The sequence below is a fragment of the Isoptericola sp. NPDC019482 genome (assembly GCF_040632295.1).
GTDB lineage: Bacteria > Actinomycetota > Actinomycetes > Actinomycetales > Cellulomonadaceae > Isoptericola.
Genome location: NZ_JBEYBQ010000017.1, coordinates 25,912 through 44,860, shown reverse-complemented (window position 1 = coordinate 44,860; position 18,949 = coordinate 25,912). Strand labels below are relative to the sequence as shown.

At 73.9% G+C, this 18,949-nt stretch carries 16 protein-coding genes; 5 read left to right on the top strand and 11 right to left on the bottom strand.

From position 1 onward, the window contains the following. Positions 1–21: 21 nt before the first annotated feature. The 6 genes from ABZ493_RS12815 to ABZ493_RS12790 form a co-directional block, all read right to left on the bottom strand. Positions 22–1,629 (bottom strand): amino acid permease, encoded by a 1,608-nt coding sequence (locus ABZ493_RS12815; RefSeq protein ID WP_430582547.1) that lies wholly within the window; start codon positions 1,627–1,629, stop codon positions 22–24. A 133-nt stretch (positions 1,630–1,762) separates the two neighbouring features. Next, entirely contained in the window at positions 1,763–2,824 is a 1,062-nt protein-coding gene (locus tag ABZ493_RS12810; RefSeq protein ID WP_430582546.1) for a 1-acyl-sn-glycerol-3-phosphate acyltransferase, read from the bottom strand. Then, positions 2,821–3,681 (bottom strand): patatin-like phospholipase family protein, encoded by an 861-nt coding sequence (locus tag ABZ493_RS12805; protein ID WP_430582545.1) that lies wholly within the window; start codon positions 3,679–3,681, stop codon positions 2,821–2,823. The genes ABZ493_RS12810 and ABZ493_RS12805 overlap by 4 nt, the downstream gene beginning before the upstream one ends. Before the next feature lie 61 nt (positions 3,682–3,742). After that, entirely contained in the window at positions 3,743–4,711 is a 969-nt protein-coding gene (locus ABZ493_RS12800; RefSeq protein ID WP_430582544.1) for a hypothetical protein, read from the bottom strand. Between the two features lie 23 nt (positions 4,712–4,734). Further along, positions 4,735–5,313, bottom strand: a complete 579-nt coding sequence (locus ABZ493_RS12795) for a hypothetical protein (protein WP_430582543.1) — start codon at positions 5,311–5,313, stop codon at positions 4,735–4,737. Between the two features lie 130 nt (positions 5,314–5,443). Further along, complete coding sequence (locus ABZ493_RS12790) at positions 5,444–8,989, bottom strand: bifunctional proline dehydrogenase/L-glutamate gamma-semialdehyde dehydrogenase (protein ID WP_430582542.1); 3,546 nt, start codon at positions 8,987–8,989, stop codon at positions 5,444–5,446. 53 nt (positions 8,990–9,042) lie between these two features. Between ABZ493_RS12790 and ABZ493_RS12785 the strand changes: the two genes are divergently transcribed. Then, positions 9,043–9,864, top strand: coding sequence for an AraC family transcriptional regulator (locus tag ABZ493_RS12785; RefSeq protein ID WP_430582541.1), 822 nt, complete (start codon positions 9,043–9,045; stop codon positions 9,862–9,864). Between the two features lie 3 nt (positions 9,865–9,867). Here the strand turns inward: ABZ493_RS12785 and ABZ493_RS12780 are convergent, their stop codons facing one another. Continuing rightward, complete coding sequence (locus ABZ493_RS12780) at positions 9,868–11,169, bottom strand: Nramp family divalent metal transporter (RefSeq protein WP_430582540.1); 1,302 nt, start codon at positions 11,167–11,169, stop codon at positions 9,868–9,870. A 204-nt stretch (positions 11,170–11,373) separates the two neighbouring features. Here ABZ493_RS12780 and ABZ493_RS12775 point away from each other — a divergent pair, with 204 nt between their 5' ends. The 3 genes from ABZ493_RS12775 to ABZ493_RS12765 all read left to right on the top strand — a co-directional run bounded on the left by ABZ493_RS12775 (position 11,374) and on the right by ABZ493_RS12765 (position 14,465). After that, entirely contained in the window at positions 11,374–11,967 is a 594-nt protein-coding gene (locus ABZ493_RS12775) for a biotin transporter BioY (RefSeq protein ID WP_430582539.1), read from the top strand. A 249-nt stretch (positions 11,968–12,216) separates the two neighbouring features. Beyond that, entirely contained in the window at positions 12,217–13,524 is a 1,308-nt protein-coding gene (locus ABZ493_RS12770) for a Glu/Leu/Phe/Val dehydrogenase (RefSeq protein ID WP_430582538.1), read from the top strand. Between the two features lie 89 nt (positions 13,525–13,613). Then, entirely contained in the window at positions 13,614–14,465 is an 852-nt protein-coding gene (locus tag ABZ493_RS12765) for a putative protein N(5)-glutamine methyltransferase (protein ID WP_430582537.1), read from the top strand. Between the two features lie 58 nt (positions 14,466–14,523). Here the strand turns inward: ABZ493_RS12765 and hemQ are convergent, their stop codons facing one another. The 4 genes from hemQ to ABZ493_RS12745 all read right to left on the bottom strand — a co-directional run bounded on the left by hemQ (position 14,524) and on the right by ABZ493_RS12745 (position 17,891). After that, positions 14,524–15,288 (bottom strand): hydrogen peroxide-dependent heme synthase, encoded by a 765-nt coding sequence (gene hemQ, locus ABZ493_RS12760; protein WP_430582536.1) that lies wholly within the window; start codon positions 15,286–15,288, stop codon positions 14,524–14,526. A 19-nt stretch (positions 15,289–15,307) separates the two neighbouring features. Further along, complete coding sequence (locus tag ABZ493_RS12755) at positions 15,308–16,453, bottom strand: ferrochelatase (RefSeq protein ID WP_430582535.1); 1,146 nt, start codon at positions 16,451–16,453, stop codon at positions 15,308–15,310. A 102-nt stretch (positions 16,454–16,555) separates the two neighbouring features. Next, a complete protein-coding gene (locus ABZ493_RS12750) occupies positions 16,556–17,071 on the bottom strand; it encodes a MarR family winged helix-turn-helix transcriptional regulator (protein ID WP_430582534.1) in 516 nt (171 codons plus the stop codon). A 58-nt stretch (positions 17,072–17,129) separates the two neighbouring features. Then, a complete protein-coding gene (locus tag ABZ493_RS12745; RefSeq protein WP_430582533.1) occupies positions 17,130–17,891 on the bottom strand; it encodes an isoprenyl transferase in 762 nt (253 codons plus the stop codon). Between the two features lie 352 nt (positions 17,892–18,243). Between ABZ493_RS12745 and ABZ493_RS12740 the strand changes: the two genes are divergently transcribed. Further along, positions 18,244–18,927 carry a hemolysin III family protein gene (locus tag ABZ493_RS12740; RefSeq protein WP_430582586.1) on the top strand — a complete coding sequence of 228 codons (684 nt, stop codon included), beginning with the start codon at positions 18,244–18,246 and terminating at the stop codon, positions 18,925–18,927. The last annotated feature ends 22 nt before the right edge of the window (positions 18,928–18,949 follow it).

The window sequence follows — 18,949 nt, the reverse complement described above, 5'->3', positions numbered from 1 at the left end:
TGGCGTGCCGGGCGTGAGCGGTCAGTCGCGCCGCGGGGTGTCGTCGTCCACCCCGACGGCGGTCTGCATCGCCTCGCGGTAGTCGGCGGCGAGCTGCGACGGGTTCTTGCCCAGCTGCGAGTTGCGGTAGCCGTAGCCGAAGTAGATCGCGAACCCGAGCGCGAGCCACACGAGGAACCGCAGCCACGTCTCGACGTCGAGCTGCAGCATCAGCCACAGGCACAGCACGCCCGAGACGATCGGCAGCACCGGCGACCACGGCACGCGGAAGTGGTCGGCGTGGGCCTCGCCGCCGCCGGCCTTGAGCTGGCGCCGGCGCAGGATCGGGATGCCGAAGCTCACCAGGACGAACGCCGACAGGGTGCCGATGTTCACCATGTTGCCGAGCACGTCGACCGAGAAGAAGCAGGTGACGATCACCAGGAGCGCGGCGGTGCCGACCTGGATCATCACCGGGGTGCCGCGCTCCGACGTCTTCGACATGCCGCGGGGCAGCAGGCCGTCACGGCTCATCGCGAAGACGATGCGGGTCAGGCCGAGCATGAGCACCATGACCACGGTGGTGAGGCCCACGAGGATGCCGACCGTGATGACCTGCGTGGCCCACGCCGGCGCGTTCGGCTGCAGCTGGAACGCGGTGATGATCGTCGCGGACGCACCGCCGTCGGGCGTGGCGTCGCGCAGCTGCTGCGGGGTGGCCATGCCGGACAGCGCGATCGAGACGGCGATGTAGAGGCCGGTGCAGATCGCGAGGCCGCCGAGGATGCCGCGCGGGACGTTCCGACGCGGGTTCTTGGTCTCCTCGGCCGCGGTGGCGACGACGTCGAACCCGATGAACGCGAAGAACACGGTGCCGGCACCCGCGAGGATGCCCATCACGCCGCCCACGGACAGCTCGGCACCGGCCATCCAGGAGAAGAGGGTCTGCGTCATCGTGGTGCTGTGCGTCGTGGACTCGCCGAACGACTCGGGGCTGGGCACGAACGGGCTGAGGTTCGACGCGCTGAAGAACGCGAAGCCCACCACGATGATGAGCAGCACGATCGCGACCTTGATGGCCGTGAGCACGCCGGTGACGCGCGTCGAGAGCTTCGTTCCGACGGCGAGCAGCGTGGCGAGCACGACGATGAGGATCGCGGTGCCCCAGTCGAAGGAGACCCCACCGATGTGCACGGTGTTGTGGATGCCGGACGCGACGCCCCCGGAGTCGGTGCCCCCGAGGCCGAAGACGTTGAGGAAGTTGTCGAAGTACAGGCCCCAGGCCTTGGCGACGACGGAGGCGGCGAAGAACATCTCGAGGATGAGGTCCCAGCCGATGATCCACGCGAGCAGCTCGCCCATAGACGCGTACGAGAACGTGTACGCCGATCCCGCCACGGGCATGTAGGACGCGAACTCCGCGTAGCACAGCGCCGCCAGGGCGCACACGACGCCGGCGATGACGAACGAGATCACGACCGACGGGCCGGTCTGCGTGGCCGACACCTGCGCGGCCTTCGAGAAGATCCCGGCGCCGATCACCACGGAGATGCCGAGGACCATGAGGTCCCAGGCACCGAGGGTGCGCTTGAGCTGGCGCTGGGGCTCGTCGGACGCCGCGATCGTCGCTTCGATCGAGCGCCTCCGCATGAGCTGCATCGTGCAGGCTCCCTTACTGGAGTGGTCTGTACCACCGGGTCTCGGCGGCCGGGAGACCTTACACCCCTCGGCCGCCTCGGTGAACGGGGTGTTCAGCGCAGCTCGACGCTACGCCCGGCCGCCGTCACTCGTGCGGGGCGGCGGGACGCGCCGGGGCGTCGAGGCCCGCGGAGCGTGCGGTGATCCAGGTGTCCACGCGCTCCCACTGCTCGAAGAGCCACAGCTCCCGCCCCTCGACGTCGGCGGGAAGGTCGCCGACGCGCGTCAGGGTGCCGCCGAGCACGATCGTCTTGTCCATCGGGAGCTCGCGCCAGATGTCCTTGACCGTGACGAGGCGGTCGAGGCCGGTGTGCGCGACGACCAGCACGGCGGCGTCGGGGGCGACGGCGTCGAGCGCGGACAGGAACCCGCCCGCGTGCGGCACCATGACGTGCGGCATGCGCTCGGCGCGGTCCGCGAGGGCGTCCTTGCCGCGGGCCCGGAGCACCTCGATGCGCTTCGCGCGGCGCCGGGGCGTCACGTTCCCGCCCTCCGGGAAGAGCACGAGGGCGCCGTCGGGCCCCAGGTCGGCCGAGATGCGCGTGATCGTCTCCGCGGCGCCGGGCTGCCCCGGCCTGCGGCGTGCCAGGGGCGTGACGAAGGCTGCGGGCAGCCGGCTCAGGAGGACGTCGATCGCCGGGTCCCACTGCAGCGTGTCCTTGAGGACGATGGCGGGCGCGCGGCGGGCGCGGCCGAGGAGGACGTCGACCAGGATGAACGAGTCCCCCGGCCCGGCGTGCCGGCTGAGCACGAGGACGGGCACGTCGGGCAGGCGTGCGCCGGCGTCGACCTCGATCTCGATCCGCAGCCGCAGCGTCCACCGCACCTGCCAGAAGAGGACGGCCATCGCGGCGCGCGCCACGGCGACGTGTGCCCGCTGCACCCACGGCCGGTGCATCGCCAGCCCGAAGCCGGACGCCACCCACAGCGCGAACAGCACCACCAGCGCAGCGGCGTCCCAGATCACGTAGAACGACAGCATCCACAGCAGGCGCAGCACCCGCAGGCGCCCCGGGAGCAGCCAGGTCAGCGCGGCGCCCACGATCAGGGCGAGCATGATCGACGTCGGCACCAGCAGCACGGCGAGCAGCACCACGAGCGGCGCCAGCACGACCCGGCGGACCCACCGGGGCGGGGGCGCGATCACGACTGCCCCGGCGCGTCCGGGGGCGTGGGCCCGGGGGGTGGCGCGGCCGCGAGGTAGTCCCGGGCCGCAGCGAACGACTGGGCGATGCGTGCCGCGTTGGAGTCCATGCGCCGGAACGCGCCGAGCTTCTCGTCCCCCGGCAGCGCGCCGCCGGTGGGCAGCACGTGCACGGTCGCGACCCGGCGGGCCTCCTCCAGCTCCCGGAAGTACCGGTGCCGCCGGGCGATCTCGAAGCTCACGCGCGCGACGTCGGACGGCTTGGACGGCACCGTGAGCGGCTCCTCGACCCGCCCCACCTGCAGCACGTAGACCGTGGTCGCGCCGCGGCGCACGGCCTCGCCGAGCGGGATCGAGTTCACCATGCCGCCGTCCACGAAGTGCTCACCGTCGATCTCGGTGGGCGGCAGCGCGCCCGGCACCGACGCCGACGCGAGCACCGCCTCGACCAGCGGCCCGGCGTCGAACCAGTGCTCCGACGCGCGCTCGATGCTCGCCGCCGCCACCACGAGCGGCACCGTCAGGTCCTCGAAGGTCGTCCGCTCGCCCAGGGTTCCGGCGATGAGCCGGCGCAGCGCGGCCGGGTCGTACAGGTGCGTGCGGGACTTGGCGAGGCGGCCGAGCTGTCGGTACCAGGCCTCGCCGTAGACCTCGTTCGCCGTCGGGGACGCCCACGCGGCACCGAGGCGGTCGACGACGGCGATGCTCGGGTCGGCGGCCACCGCGGCGCCGTTGATCGCGCCGATCGACGTGCCGACCACGAGGTCGGGGGCGACCCCAGCCTCGAACAGCGCCTGAAGCATGCCCACCTGGACGGCGCCGCGCACACCGCCGCCGCCGAGCACGAACGCCACCGTCATGGCCGCGATCGTGCCACGACGTCGCGCCGGCGGCATCGCGACGGACACCGGCGGCGTCGTGCTACTGCACGAGGACCTGCGCCTCGCCGATCGCGAGCGACGTCGTCTCCGTCTGGCCGGGCACAGGGATCGTGCCGTTCTGGCCGCCGCCGGCCCACTCCGCCGTCCAGTACGCCGTCGCGGTCACCGTGATGTTCCCGGAACGCCGGTTCTCGGCCGCGTCGAACCCGCACGTCGGGGACGGACGGGCGTCGCCGTGGCCGCTCCACTCGGTGAACGGCGCGCGGGAGCCCGCGCACGTGGTGGTGGCGTAGACCCCGCCGTCGTCGTCGGTCAGCGTCCACACGATCCGGTCCAGCCGCGCGTCGACGGTGACGGTCAGCCCGCCGTCCGTCTCGGACTCGCTGATGGGGCCGGTCGTGTTCGGCGCCGGGTCGGCCACCCACAGCCAGATCGGCATCCCGACGAGGCCGATCGCGTCCCCGTCCACCTCGGTGGACGGCGGCGTCGAGCCGATGTCGCCCATCCTCAGCTGCATGCGGGCGTACGCCCGATCGGCCAGCTCCGCCGGGGACGGACCGATGTCGGTGGGCGGCGGGTCAGCCTGCCACATGGGTGCCGGGGCACAATAGTGCAGATACTCAGTGGCGCCGTCCATGTCCTCGATGCACTCGTCACGCGGGGGCGTGCACATGACGATGTAGCCGTCCTCGTGGTCGCCCCAGGTCCCCGAGTACATATCGCCCTCCTTGGCGGGCTGCGGGTCCATGAGCTTGAGGTAGCAGGACCCGTTGTAGACGCCGGCGTCGGTGACGCACGGAACCTCTCGGTCCTCGCCCCAGAAGCACTTGCGGGAGCCGCCACCTCCGCCACCGCCTCCGCCACCCGACCCGTCGTCGCCGGGCCCACCCGGGCATTCTCCGCCGGCCCCGACGGTGCCGTCGTTGCCCGCGCCGCCGTTGACGTCGCAAGGTTCCGCCGACGCCGGCGCCAGCGGGGCCAGGGACGCGCCCGCGAGGAGAGCCAGCACGGCCAGTCCGCGCGCCAGCCGCCTCAGCACGACCGCTCCAGGTCGGCCGTGCGGCCGGTGATGGCCCACCGGCCCTGGCTGTCGAGCGTGGCCAGCGTGTACGTGACGACGAAGCGCTCGGGCGCACCCTCCGCCCGTGCGGCCTTCTTCCCGTCCCCGTCGTAGACCACGACGCCTCCCGTGTCGTTGCACACCTCGACGGTCACCTTCTCGTCTCCGGCGCCGTCCTTGCCCGGGTCGTGCTCCGTCACCTCGAGCGAGGCGATCTCGGCACCGCCCTCGGCACGCCATCCCTCGGCGGAACGCTTCTCGTAGGTCGCCTGCTGGTTCGCCCACTCGTCCTCGGCGTTCCAGAAGCCGGCCATCACCTGCCAGCCGTCGTAGCCGTTGCTCGCGATCTTGGCGTCGAGCGCGTAGAAGTCCCGCAGCAGCTTCTCGGCGGCCTCGGCGTCCTGCTGCTCGGCCTCGTCCACGGTCGGCGAGGGGCTCGGGGCGACGGGCAGCACCGCGGCGGGCTCGTCGGGCGAGCAGGCCCCCAGGACGCCGACGGACGCGACGAGCGCGCCTGCCACGAGGGCAGCGCGCGCCGGGGTCTGGTGCATGAGGGTCCTCTGCTTCGGGTGCCGCTCGATGCACGCGGGCACGGTGGGGGTCGATCGGGCGCAAGGATACCGTGCGCGCCCGCCGCGGGACAGGGCCGTCCGTCCCGCGGCGGGCGTGCGCCGGGCGACGTCAGGCGTGCACGTGCCCGTACCGGTGGCGGGTGCGGCTGACAGCCTGCTCGCGCACGACGGCGAGCAGCTCCCGGCGGCCGCTGGCGACCACCGGCGCGTCGAGCACCGTCACGGTGCCGAGGCGCGTGGCGGCGGCCTCGCGCAGGCCCGGCGCGCGGCCGACCACGCGGACGCGGCCGGCGACCCGGCCGGCCGCGACGGCGGCGGCGAAGTCCGCGTGCGAGACGGGCGCCTCGTGCGGCACGCCCCAGCCGCTGTCGGTGTCCGGCACGACGACGGCCGGCACGCCGGCGCGCCGCGCCGCGGCGAGCACGCGCCGCACCTCGATCGGCAGGGCCCCGTCGCCGACGCGCACGGTGAGGCGGTCGATCGGCCGGTAGCGGAAGGTGTTCTCCTCCACGGTCAGGCCCGACTTGTCGTGCCCGACGCCGATCTCGGCCGCCCAGGCGGCGTCGTCCGACGCCTGGGCGGCGGCGAGCCAGCCCTCGGGGTCGTTCGTGCGCGAGGGCACGCCGTCGGCGTCCGCCCACGCACCGAGCTCGGCCACGTAGTTGGGGCCGCCGGCCTTGGCGCCCGGGCCCACGGCCGAGGCCTTCCAGCCGCCGAACGACTGCCGCTGCACGATGGCGCCGGTGATGTGCCGGTTGACGTACACGTTGCCCGCCTCGACCCGGTCGAGCCAGGTGGCGATCTCGTCGTCGTCGAGCGAGTGGATGCCCGCGGTGAGGCCGAAGTCCACCTGGTTCTGCAGGCGGATCGCCTCGTCGAGGTCCTTGGCGGTCATGATGCCGAGCACCGGGCCGAACACCTCGGTGAGGTGGAAGAACGACCCGGGCGCGACGCCGTCGCGCAGGCCCGGCGACCAGAGCCGCTCCGCCTCGATCCCGGCCGCGGCGGCCGCGTCGTCCAGGCGGCGCGGGCGCACGAGCCACGACTCCCCCGGCTCGAGCGTCGTCAGGGCGCGCAGCAGCTTGCCCTGCGCGGGCTCCGTCAGCGGGCCCATGACGGTGGACAGCTCGGTGGGCGATCCCACGGCGAGCGACTGGACGGCGTCGACGAGCTGGCGGCGGAACCGCTTGCCGGTCTCGGTCGACGGGTCGCCCACCGAGCCGACCAGGATGACGAGCGACGCGGCCGAGCACTTCTGGCCGGCGTGCCCGAAGGCGCTCTTGACCAGGTCAGACACGGCGAGGTCGAGGTCCGCCGACGGCGTCACGACCAGCGCGTTCTTGCCCGACGTCTCCGCGAGCACCGGGCGCTCCGGCCGCCAGGAGGCGAAGAGCTCCGCGGTCTCGATGGAGCCGGTGAGGATCACACGGGCGACGTCGGGGTGCGTCACGAGGTGCTGGCCGAGGTCTCCGTCGGGCACCCGCAGGAACTGCACCACGTCGCGCGCCGCGCGCGGGTCGAGCCCGATCTCCGGCGCCGCCTCGTCGAGCGCGGCGTGCACGGCCTCGATCGCGAGCTCGTAGCAGCGCGGCGTGGTCGGGGCCGGCTTGGCGAGCACGGCGGACCCGGCCGCGAGCGCCGCGAGGGCGCCACCCGTGGGGATGGCGACGGGGAAGTTCCACGGCGGGGTGACCAGGGTGACGCCGTCCGGTGTGAACGTGGCGCCGTCCACCTGCTCCAGGGCCTCGGCCATCGCGGCGTAGTAGTTGGCGAAGTCGATCGCCTCGCTGACCTCGGGGTCGGCCTCGGCGACGGTCTTGCCGGGCTCGTGCACCATGGCAGCGACGAGATCCGTGCGGCGGGCCTCGAGCTCGCGGGCGGCGGCGCGCAGCACGCGGGCCCGGTCCGTCGGCGTGACGGCGGCCCAGACGCGCTGGGCGGCGACGGCGCGGGAGAGGGCGTCGTCGATCGCCTCGGTCGAGGTGACCTCGGGGGCCTGGACGGGCACGAACCCGGAGTCCGGCCCGACGACGCTGCGGGCCCACGCACGGTGGCCGGCCACGGCGGGGTCGGTGTCGACGGCGTTGCGGAAGGGCTCGACGCTCGGGCAGCCGCCCGCGGTGGGGGCGGTGCCGCCGCCGGCGAAGCGGTCACGACGGCGGGGCGCGACGTCGACCGGCTCGTAGTGCACGCCGTCCCGGACCGAGGCGCGGAAGGCCAGCTCCTGGCGCTCCATCGGGGTGGCGTGGACGCCGCCCGTCCCGGCGGCGGGGGCGAAGGCCGCGTGCAGGAAGTTCTGCTCGGCGGCGTTCTCCTCGAGCCGGCGCACCAGGTAGGAGATGGCGACGTCGAAGTCCTCGTCGCGCACCACCGGCGTGTACAGGACGACGTGGCCGCCGTCCTTCGCCACCTCGTCGCGCACGAGGCGCGCCTCGATGGGGGCCATACCCTGCAGCATCTCGATGTCGAGGCCCATCTCGGAGCCTGAGTTGACGCCGCGGGCCCGGGCGAGCAGCACCGCGAGCGCGACGTGGAAGAGGTTGTGCGACGCGACGCCCAGGCGCACGGCGGAGGTGCGGTCGGCGCGCAGGTGGTGGTCGAGGATGCGCACGTAGTTGGCGTCCACGTCCGGCTTGGTGGGGTACGGCGCCTGCGCCCAGTCGTGCAGCTCGGCCTCGACGTGCTCCATCGCCAGGTTGGCGCCCTTGACGAGGCGCACCTTGATGCGGGCGCCGCCGTCGGCCACGCGCTTCTGCGCGAACTCGGTGAGCTCGTCGAGCGCGCCCATCGCGTCGGGCAGGTAGGCCTGCAGCACGATGCCGGCCTCGAGGTCCTTGAACTCGTCGCGGTCGAGCACCTGCGTGAAGACCGCGGTGGTCAGCGCGAGGTCCTTGTACTCCTCCATGTCGAGGTTGAGGAAGACGCCGTGGTCGCGCGCGGCCCGGTACAGGGGCAGCAGGTGCTCGACGACGCGCTCGCGCGAGCCGTCCAGGTCCCAGGTGACGAGCTGCGCCGCGACGGAGGACACCTTGACGGAGACGTAGTCGACGTCGGGCCGGCGCACCAGGTCGATGGTGCGCTGCAGGCGGGCGGCGGCCTCGTCGTCGCCGAGCACGGCCTCACCGAGCAGGTTGACGTTGAGCGTGTAGCCCTCGGCGCGGGTGCGGGCGAGGTGCGCGGTGAGGCCCTTGCCGGCGTCGGCGACGAGGTGGCCGACGAGCTGGCGCAGGCGCACGCGCGCGGCCGGCACGACGACGGACGGCAGCACGGGGGCGACGACGGCGCCGACCTTGAACAGGGTGCGGTCGACGGGGCCGAGGAACGTCGCGGAACCGGCGTCCCGGCCGAGGCGGGCGAGCGCGGTGGCGGCGACGCCGACGTCCTGCGGGCGCGCGACGTCGTCGACGAACCCGACGGCGAGCTCCAGCCCGGCGGGGTCGGAGACGAGCGAGCCGAGCCGCTCGGCGGTGGCGCGCGTCTTCCGGTCCGCGCGGGTGGTCGACCCGGTAGCACCGGAGGAGCCGGAGGCGACGGCGATCCAGTGGTGGGCGAGGGCGACGGCGTCCTCGACCAGGGCTTCGGCGCCGACGTCGGCGGGGGCGCTCTGCACGGCGGAAGGGGTGGCGCCGCCGCGCGCCGGAACGGAGGTACTCATGCTCCCAGGGTGCGCCCTCGGCCCAGGACCCGTCTTGTACGATCGGGCGCGCGATGGGAGCAGATTCCGACAACACCACCGGCACCGCGGGCGACACCTCAGGCGGCGCCGCCGGCAACCCCTCGGACGTCCCCGGCACCGCCGCCCTCATGGCCGCGCTGTCCCCGGTCATGGTGGACCTGATGGACGAGCTCTCCGACGTCATGTTCTGCGCCAAGGACGCCGACGGCCGCTACCTCGCCGTGAACCAGGTGTTCGTGCGCCGCACCAACGAGCGCTCCCGCCGCCAGGTGCTGGGACGCCGCGCCGTCGACCTCTTCGTGCCCGAGCTGGCCGAGCGCTACGAGGCCCAGGACGCCGAGGTGCTGCGCAGCGGCCGGCCGCTGCGCAACGAGCTGGAGCTCATCCGCCGCGTCGGCGGCACGCCCGGCTGGTTCCTCACCGCGAAGCTGCCGGTGCGCGGCACCGCCGGCCGCGTCGTCGGCCTCGTCTCCGTGTCGCAGGACCTGCGCTCGGGCGACGCCGACGACGCGACGATGGACGCGATGGCCCGCCTGGTGGCCGCCGTCGAGCAGCACCTCGACGCCTCCCCGGGCGTCCCGCTGTCCGTGGCCGACCTGGCGCGGCTGTCGGGCAGCACGCCCGCCGTCCTGGACCGCCGGGTGCGCAAGGTGTTCGGGCTCTCCCCGCGCCAGCTCGTGCTGCGTACGCGCGTCGACCGCGCCGCGCACCTGCTGACGTCCACCGCGACCCCGCTCGCCGAGGTCGCGGCGGCCGCCGGCTTCTACGACCAGCCGTCGTTCACGCGCACGTTCGCCCGCCTCACGGGCGAGACGCCGTCGTCGTTCCGGCGCCGCGCCCGCGCGGCGGGCTGAGGGTCACCCGCCGAGGACCGGCGCCAGCGCCTCGACGAGCTGCTGCACGCCGAGCACGACGAACATCAGTGCCACCAACGCCAGGATCACGTTGGTGAGCGGCTTGTTCCGCCACCGCTCGGGCACCCGCGACGAGTTCATGAGGATGAGCAGCGTGATGGCGAGGAACGGCATGAACAGCGAGCCGAGCGCGCCGTACGCCACGACGAGCGCGATGGGCTTGTCGAGCAGGAGCAGCAGCATCGGCGGGAACGTGAGCCACAGGATGTACGCCCGGTAGTAGCTGCCGCCGGCCTTGCGACGCGGGTCGTCCTCCGCGAGCCCGCGGGCCGTGGCGACGAAGTCCGCGAACATGAGCGAGACGCCGTTCCACACGCCCAGCACGGACGAGAACGACGACGCCCAGAACCCGACGAGGAACAGCGGCGCCATGAACGACCCGTACCGCTCGGCGAGCACGTCGGCCAGGTCGACCAGGCCGCCCTCGCCGTCGGCCACCGTGATGCCGGAGGAGTACAACAGCTCGGCGCCCACGATGAGCATCGAGATGACGAAGACGCCGGAGATCACGTAGGCCATGGCGTTGTCGATCCGCATGACCTTCATCCAGCGCGGCGTGTGCCAGCCCTTCTCCTTCAGCCAGTACCCGTAGGCCGCCAGCGTGATGGTGCCACCGACGCCGCCCGCCAGGCTGAGCGTGTAGAGGATCGACCCCTCGGGGATGCGGGGCACCAGGCCGCCGAGGATCTGGCCGAGGTTCGGCACCGTGAGCACCGCGGAGCCGACGATCGTCACGAACATGACGCCCACGAGCACGGCGATGACGACCTCGAACATCTTGTACTTACCGAGCCAGACGATCGCCGCGCCGATCAGGCCCATCGCGATCGCGAACCAGATCAGGTCGACGTCGGGGAACAGCGCGACGAGCGGCAGCGCCGAGCTCGACATCGCCGCGGCGCCGTAGCTGAAGCCCCACACCACGATGTAGACGCCGAAGTAGACGCTCGCCCACGCGCCCAGCGACTTCCAGCCGTCGAAGATCGTGCGGTTCGTGGCGAGCGACCACCGGCCCGCGCCCTCCACCAGCACGATCTTGATGATCACGCCGAGGACCGCCGCCCAGAGCAGGGTGTACCCGAACTTGCTGCCCGCGACGAGCGTGGCGACCAGGTCGCCCGCGCCGATGCCCGTGGCCGCGACGACCAGGCCGGGGCCGACCAGCCTCCAGCGGGGGCGTTCCACGTCGGAGCCGTGGTCGAGGTCGCGGTCGAGGTCCGGGGGTGTGACGTCCTTGTCAGCCATGTCGCCGGAGGCTACCGCACGGAGGTTTCGGTCCTGTGACCCGTCGAGCGCGTCGCGCGCCCGAGTTGCACGATTCCCACAACGGGACGGGCGCTGCACACCACTCGGACGGCCGCGACTGTACGACCTGCACAAACACCGAGCCTCGACTCGTGCTGCACCGGTGCGTGACCCGCCCCTCCGCCCGCCCCTAGCGTCGTCGTCATGACCGCAGCCGCCCTTCCCCTCTCCCCCGCCCGCCCGCGCCGCGTCCTCGCGGACCTGCTCCCCGGCGCGCTCGCCCGCGACGCCGTGCTCGTCGTCGCGGTGGCCGCCCTCACCGCCCTGGCCGCCCAGGTCGTGATCCCCGTGCCCGGGCTCCCGGTGCCGCTCACCGGCCAGACGTTCGCCGTCCTGCTGGGCGCCGCCGCCCTCGGCCCGTGGCGCGGGGCCGCCGCCCAGGCGGTGTACCTCGCCGCGGGCGTCGCCGGCCTGCCCGTGTTCGCGGGCGCGACGGCGGGCTGGGAGTCCGTCGCCGGCGCGTCGGGCGGATACCTCGTCGGCTTCCTCCTCGCGGGAGTGGTCGTCGGGGCGCTCGCCCGCCGCGGCGCCGACCGGCGCGTGCTGTCGACGGTCGGCACCTACGCGCTCGGCACCCTGGCCGTCTACGCCGTGGGCGTGCCGTGGCTCGCCGCGAGCACCGGGATGCCCGTCGGCACCGCCCTGCTCACCGGCGCCGTCGTCTTCCTGCCCGGTGACGCCCTCAAGGCCGCGCTCGCCGCCGCCCTGCTCCCGACCGCCTGGCGGTTCGTGCGCTGACGCGCCCGTCGCCGCCGGTCGATCGTGTCGAAATCACCGTCCCTCGGTCTCGACACGCTCAACCGGCGGCATCGTCGGGTCAACGCCCGGACACGGCTCCGTCAGGCGGCGAGTTTCGCCCGCTGGGGGACGCGCGGGAGCGGCTACGGTGGGCGCCGAGGCCCACCATCCCGGGCCGCGCCACCCCGCCGGGGCCCCTGACCGGGGCCCTCGGCACCGTGTCCTGGAGGACCCGTGACGATGACGTCGATGACCTCGACACCCCTGCCCGACACCCCGGCCGCACCGGCCGGGTCTTCGATCCCCGCGCCGAGGTCGAGCTCCCCGCTCGACACCGCGCACAGCCAGCTCGCCAGCGCCGTGTCCGTGCTCGGCTACGACGAGGGCCAGCACCGGATGCTCGCCACCCCGCGCCGCGAGATCCACGTGGCCGTGCCGCTGCGGCGCGACGACGGCGAGACCGTCCTCTTCCACGGCTTCCGCGTGCAGCACAACATCTCCCGCGGCCCCGGCAAGGGCGGCCTGCGGTACGCGCCGGGCGTCGACATCGACGAGGTGCGGGCGCTGGCCATGTGGATGACGTGGAAGTGCGGCATCGTCGACCTGCCGTACGGCGGCGCCAAGGGCGGCATCGCCATCGACCCGCGCGACTACTCGACGGCCGAGCTGGAGCGCGTCACCCGCCGCTACACCTCCGAGATCATGCCGATGATCGGCCCGGACACCGACGTCATGGCGCCCGACATGGGCACCGACGAGCAGACCATGGCCTGGGTCATGGACACCTACTCGGTGAACCGCGGGTACACGATCCCCGCCGTCGTCACCGGCAAGCCGCTCGCCGTGGGCGGCTCCCGCGGCCGCGGCACCGCCACCAGCGCCGGCATCGTGCACGTCACCGCCGCCGCGCTCGGCGAGGCCGGCGTCCCGCTCACCGACGTCACCGTCGCCGTGCAGGGCTTCGGCAAGGTGGGCTCGCACGCCGCCGCGATCTTCGCCGCCCGCGGCGCCACCGTCGTCGCCGTGAGCGACCAGTACGGCGGGCTCCGCAACGACGCGGGCCTCGACGTCCCCCGCCTCCTCGCGCACGTCGCGGCGACCGGCTCCGTCGTCGGCTTCGACGGCGCGGACCCGCTGTCCAACGCCGAGCTGCTCGGCCTCGACGTCGACGTCCTCGTGCCCGCCGCCGTCGAGGGCGTGCTCGACGGCGACACCGCGGCGACCGTCCGCGCGCGCTGGGTGGTCGAGGGCGCCAACGGCCCCACCACCACCGACGGTGACCGCGTGCTCGCCGCGAACGGCGTCACCGTCGTGCCGGACGTGCTCGCCAACGCCGGCGGCGTCGTCGTCTCCTACTTCGAGTGGGTGCAGGCCAACCAGACCTACTGGTGGTCCGAGCAGGAGATCGCCGACCGCCTCGAGCACCGCATGACCTCCGCGTACGGCGACGTCTCCGCGCTCGCCAAGCGGGAGGGCCTGTCGCTGCGCGACGCCGCGCTGGTCATCGGCGTGCAGCGCACCTCCGAGGCGCACCGCATCCGGGGGCTGTACCCCTGAGCACCGACCGGACGGGCGCCGCGCCGCCGAGCGACGACCCAGACCTCCTCAGGGACCGGGTCGTCGCGCGGCTGCGCGCCGCCGGGTGCGTGTTCGCGGAGGACGAGGCGGCGCTGCTGATCGAGGCGGCCGCGTACTCGGCACCGGCGGCTCGGCGCGGCACTTCGGGCTCGGCGCGGCAGCTCGGACTGCCGCGCCGAGCCGGAACTGCCGCCGTCACGGACGTCGTCGACCCCGACCGCCTCGAGGAGCTCGTCGTGCGGCGGGTCGCGGGCGAGCCGCTGGAGCACCTGCTGGGCTGGGTCGCGTTCGCCGGCCGGCGCTGGTCGGTGGGACCGGGCGTGTTCGTGCCCCGCCGCCGCACGGAGCTGATGGTCGCCGCGGCGCTCGCGCTCCCCGCGCCCGCCACGGTGCTCGACCTGTGCTGCGGCTGCGGGGCGGTGGGCGGCGCCGTGCTGCTGGGGCTGCGCGCCGCCGGGGTCGATCCCGTGCTGCACGCGAGCGACGTCGAGCCCGCCGCCGTGGCGCACGCCCGCCGCAACCTCGGGCCGCTCGGCGCCGCGGTGCACCAGGGCGACCTGCTCGCCGTCGTCCCGACCATGCTGCGCGGACGGGTGGACCTGCTGCTGTGCAACGCGCCCTACGTGCCGACCGGCGCGATCGGGACCATGCCGCCCGAGGCACGCGACCACGAGCCGGCCGTCGCGCTCGACGGCGGCGCCGACGGCCTCGCAGTCCTGCGCCGCGTGGTGGCGGCCGCCCCGGACTGGCTCGCCCCCGGCGGGTCGCTGCTCTTCGAGGTCGGCACCGACCAGGTGGACGACGCGACGGCGCTGGTCGCCGCGCACGGGCTGACGCCGAAGGTCGTCACCGACGAGGACCCGAACGCCGACGACGCCACGGGCGGCACCGTCGTCGTCGCCACCCTGAACCCGCTGTGAGCACGATTTCGGGGACTATCCGGCATCGGATAGTCCCCGAAATCGCGCTCACAACCCCTCAGGCGCGGGGCTGCTTGTCCGCCCAGTCGGCGAGGGTGACGCGCGGGCCGGTGAAGAACGGCACCTCCTCGCGCACGTGGCGCCGGGCCTCGGTGGCGCGCAGGTCGCGCATGAGGTCGACGATGCGGTGCAGCTCGTCCGCCTCGAACGCCAGCAGCCACTCGTAGTCGCTCAGCGCGAACGTGCTCATCGTGTTGGCGCGCACGTCCTTGTAACCGGCCGCGGCCATGCCGTGGTCGCGCAGCATCGTGCGGCGCTCGGCGTCGGGCAGCAGGTACCAGTCGTAGGAGCGCACGAACGGGTACACCGAGAGGTAGTCGCGCGGGCGCTCGCCGGCGAGGAACGCGGGCACGTGCCCCTTGTTGAACTCGGCGGCGCGGTGCAGCGCCACGACCGACCACTCCGGCGCCAGCGCGGACCCGAGCCGCGACGCGCGCAGCCGCTGGTAGGCGCCCTGCACGGACTCGACCGACGGGCCGTGCACCCACACCATGAGGTCGGCGTCGGCGCGCAGGCCGGCGACGTCGTACACGCCGCGCACGACGACGTCGCCCTCGGCGCGGGCCGGGTCGCGGGCGTCGTCCGCCTGGCCGTCCCACAGCGCGGCCTCGGCCTCCGCGGCGAGCTCCGCCCGCTCGGCGTCGCCCGCCGGCAGCGGCTCGGCGGTGGAGAAGACCGCGATCATCGCGTACCGGATCGACTCGTTGATCGCGGCGGCGTCGACGGTCTCGCCGGTGTCGCCGTGGATGTGGCTGTCGGTCATGTCGTCCTCTCGGGGCGGGTCAGGAGTGCAGGTCGACGCTGCACAGGGCGGGGATGCCGCTCGGTTCGGCGTCGCGTCGCAGGCAGCAGCCGGGCGCGCACACCGAGCGGAAGGCGGGGAGGCTCCCGACCGTCTCCTCCACGACCTCCTCGCCGCGGGCGATGGCGGCGCGCTCGAGGAGCAGGTCCACCAGGCCGGACACGAACACCGGCCGCGTGCCGACCGTGCCCGCGCGCACCGCGGTCATGCCCAGCTCGGTGGCGGTGGCCATCGCCTCGGTGTCGAGGTCGTAGGCCACCTCCATGTGGTCGGAGACGAAGCCGATCGGCGACAGGACGACGTCCTTGAGCCCCTTGCCGGCGCGCTCGGTGAGCAGGTCGTTGACGTCCGGCTCGAGCCACGGCTGCGACGGCGGGCCGGAGCGCGAGCAGTACGCCAGCTCCCACTCGACGGCGTGCCCACGCACCTCGGAGACGACGGCCGCGATGACGGCGGCGACGTCGAGGTGCTGCGCGGAGTAGGTGGCGTGCGAGACACGGGACGCCGCCTCCATCGTGTCGGGGATGGAGTGCGTGACGAACACGAGCTTCGCCGCGGCCGGGTCGCCGCCCTTCGCCTCGAGCGCCTCGTAGCCCTCGAGGACGGCCTCGGCGTTGGCGGCCACGAAGCCCGGGTGGTTGAAGTAGGAGCGGATCTTGTCGAACTGGACGCCCGTGGAGCCCTCCGCCCCGAGCTGCCCGCGCTTCTCCAGCGTCACCGCGAGGTCCTCGCGGTACTGGCGGCAGCCGGAGTAGGAGGAGTAGGCGGACGTCACGAGCGCGACGGCGCGCTTCGCGCCCAGGCGCTCCAGCTCGTCGATCGCGTCGGTGGTGTACGGCTCCCAGTTGCGGTTGCCCCACACGACGGGCAGGTCGAGCCCGCGCTCGGCGAGCTCCGCCTCCAGCGCCGCCTTCAGCGCGAGGTTCTGCTCGTTGATGGGGCTCTTGCCGCCGAAGCCGTAGTAGTGCTCGCCGACCTCCTCGAGCCGCTCGTCGGGGATCCCCTTGCCGGCGGTCACGTTACGGAGGAACGGCACCACGTCCTCCGGCTTGTTCGGGCCACCGAAGGAGTACAGGAGCAGGGCGTCGTAAGGGCCGGCATCGGCCGACTGGGGGGTCAGCGACATGACTGCCATCATGGCACCGGCTCGGGGCCCGGCCCGCCGAGAACGCCCCGCACCCGACGTGACGTTGAAGGCACGCGTTGTCATCTCCGGGTCATCTCCGGGTCACCCCCGGTCGGGGATGTCCACCTGCGACAGCCGCAGACGGTCCAGCACGTCGCGCAGTCGCTCCAGCTCGTCGGGCGGCAGCGCCTGGCCGACGTACTCCGCGATGGTGCGCACGTGGGCGAGCCCGGTCTCGCGCTGGCGCCGCGCCCCCTCCGCCGTGAGCCGCACGAGGGTGCCCCGCGCGTCGTCGGCGGGGACGGACCGCATCACGAGGCCGCGCGCCTCCAGCCGCTCCACCATCCGCGACAGCGACGACTGCGCGATCAGCATCCCCTCGTTGAGGTCGCGCAGCCGCAGCTCGCCCCGCGGCGCGCGCGACAGGGTGAACAGGACGTCGTACTCCCGCATCGACAGGTCGCGCCAGATGTCGTCGGCCTGGAAGCGGCGCATCAGGGTGACCTGCGCCCGGAACAGCGACTCCCAGGCCTCGGCGGCGAGCCGGACGTCGGCGGTCGGGCGCGGCTCGGGGTCGGGCGGGGGCGCGGACGGCGTCGTCGGCTCGGGCGGGGTCACCGTGGCAGTGTGCCGCAGGCCTCCGACGGGCGCCCGGCGATAGGGCGTACAGCTCGGCTCAACGGCCGAGCCGACGTTCCCGCCGGGAGAAGTCGCGCAGGGCACGCAGGAAGTCCACGCGCCGGAAGTCGGGCCAGTACGCCTCGCAGAAGTACAGCTCCGAGTGCGCGCTCTGCCACATGAGGAAGCCGCCCACGCGCAGCTCGCCCGAGGTGCGGATGACGAGCTCCGGGTCCGGCTGGCCCTTCGTGTACAGGTGAGCGGCGATGTCGTCGACGTCGATCCGCTCGGCCAGCTCCTCGAGGGACGCGCCGGTGGCGGACTCCTGCTTGAGGTACGAGCGGACGGCGTCGGCGATCTCGTGCCGCCCGCCGTAGCCGACGGCGACGTTCACCTGCAGGCCCTGGACGTTCTTCGTCGCCTCCTCCGCCCCGCGCACGGCGTCCGCGAGCTCGCCCGGCAGCAGGTCGAGGCGGCCCACGACGCGCAGCCGCCAGCGCCCCGACTCCGCGAGGTCCTGGACGGCGTCGCGGATGATGTCGAGCAGGTCGGCGAGCTCGGACGCCGGGCGGGCGAGGTTGTCGGTGGACAGCATCCAGAGGGTGACGACCTCGACGCCGAGCTCCTCCGCCCAGCCGAGGAACTCGGCGATCTTGTCCGCCCCGCGCCGGTGGCCCGTGGCCGCGGTCTCGCCGAACGACCGGGCCCACCGCCGGTTCCCGTCGAGGATGACGCCGACGTGCCGGGGCGTCTGCGCCGTCGGCAACGAGGCGGCCAGGCGCCGCTCGTACAGGCCGTAGAGCAGGTGGGGCATGCGCACGCGGGACCTCGGGGGTTCGGTTCGGGCCGGGCCGCGGGCGCGCGACGGCGCGGGCACCCGGCGGGACGGGGACGGACGGAGAGCGGGACAACGGTACCGCTCCGCCGACCCCGCAGGTCCCGGGCGCGGGCGGCCCCCACGGGACGCCCCGCAACCCCTGCGCACGATCTTCACGCGCGCGGTCGCCGCGGCCTCGCCGCGTCCCCTACGCTGGCGTAACCTACGGAACCGTAGGTGACGGCTCGAGCAAGGAGAAGCACCTGTGGCAGCAGCCGCCCAGCCCCACGGTCGCCCGCGCGACCGGCTCGACGTCGACGACGTCAAGGAGGTCGCCCGCGAGGCGAAGGGCGTCATGGGCGACGCCGTGCAGACCGTGTCGGCGGCGGCCGCCGGGAAGGCCGCCCTCCTCAAGCCGCACCTGCGAGGCTGGATCCACGCCGTGACGACCCCGCTGGCGCTGGCCGCCGCGATCGTGCTCGTCGTCCTCGCCGACACCACCGCCGACAAGGTCGCCTGCGCGGTCTTCGGCGTCACCGCCGTCATGCTGTTCGGCACCAGCGCCGTCTACCACCTCGGCACCGGCACGTGGTCGCCCCGCACCGCCGCCGTCCTGCGGCGCCTCGACCACGCCAACATCTTCCTCATCATCGCCGGCACCTACACGCCCCTGGCCGTGATGCTGCTGCCGCGCGGCACCGCCACCGTGCTCCTCGCCGTCGTCTGGAGCGGCGCGATCCTCGGCCTCGTCGGGCGCGTGCTGTGGATGAGCGCGCCGCGCTGGCTCTACGTCCCGGTGTACGTGGCGCTGGGCTGCGTGGCCGTCGGCTACATCCCGCAGTTCGCCGCGGCGGGCGGCGCCGCCGTCGCCTGGCTGGTCGCCTCGGGCGGCATCGCGTACATCCTCGGCGCCGTCGTCTACGGCACCAAGTTTCCGAACCCGTCGCCGCGCTGGTTCGGCTTCCACGAGATCTTCCACGCGCTCACCGTGGTGGGCTTCACCTGCCACACCGTGGCGATCTACCTGGCGGCCCTGTAGCCGCCCCGCGCCCGACGACGGC

Excerpts from the sequence above, each read along its gene's own strand:
- ABZ493_RS12795 (WP_430582543.1), bottom strand. The coding sequence starts at position 5,313 with ATGCACCAGACCCCGGCGCGCGCTGCCCTCGTGGCAGGCGCGCTCGTC.
- hemQ (WP_430582536.1), bottom strand. The coding sequence starts at position 15,288 with ATGACCGACAGCCACATCCACGGCGACACCGGCGAGACCGTCGACGCC.
- ABZ493_RS12770 (WP_430582538.1), top strand. The coding sequence starts at position 12,217 with ATGACCTCGACACCCCTGCCCGACACCCCGGCCGCACCGGCCGGGTCT.
- ABZ493_RS12790 (WP_430582542.1), bottom strand. The coding sequence starts at position 8,989 with ATGAGTACCTCCGTTCCGGCGCGCGGCGGCGCCACCCCTTCCGCCGTG.
- ABZ493_RS12755 (WP_430582535.1), bottom strand. The coding sequence starts at position 16,453 with ATGTCGCTGACCCCCCAGTCGGCCGATGCCGGCCCTTACGACGCCCTG.
- ABZ493_RS12740 (WP_430582586.1), top strand. The coding sequence starts at position 18,244 with ATGGGCGACGCCGTGCAGACCGTGTCGGCGGCGGCCGCCGGGAAGGCC.
- ABZ493_RS12785 (WP_430582541.1), top strand. The coding sequence starts at position 9,043 with ATGGGAGCAGATTCCGACAACACCACCGGCACCGCGGGCGACACCTCA.
- ABZ493_RS12780 (WP_430582540.1), bottom strand. The coding sequence starts at position 11,169 with ATGGCTGACAAGGACGTCACACCCCCGGACCTCGACCGCGACCTCGAC.
- ABZ493_RS12815 (WP_430582547.1), bottom strand. The coding sequence starts at position 1,629 with ATGCGGAGGCGCTCGATCGAAGCGACGATCGCGGCGTCCGACGAGCCC.
- ABZ493_RS12805 (WP_430582545.1), bottom strand. The coding sequence starts at position 3,681 with ATGACGGTGGCGTTCGTGCTCGGCGGCGGCGGTGTGCGCGGCGCCGTC.
- ABZ493_RS12775 (WP_430582539.1), top strand. The coding sequence starts at position 11,374 with ATGACCGCAGCCGCCCTTCCCCTCTCCCCCGCCCGCCCGCGCCGCGTC.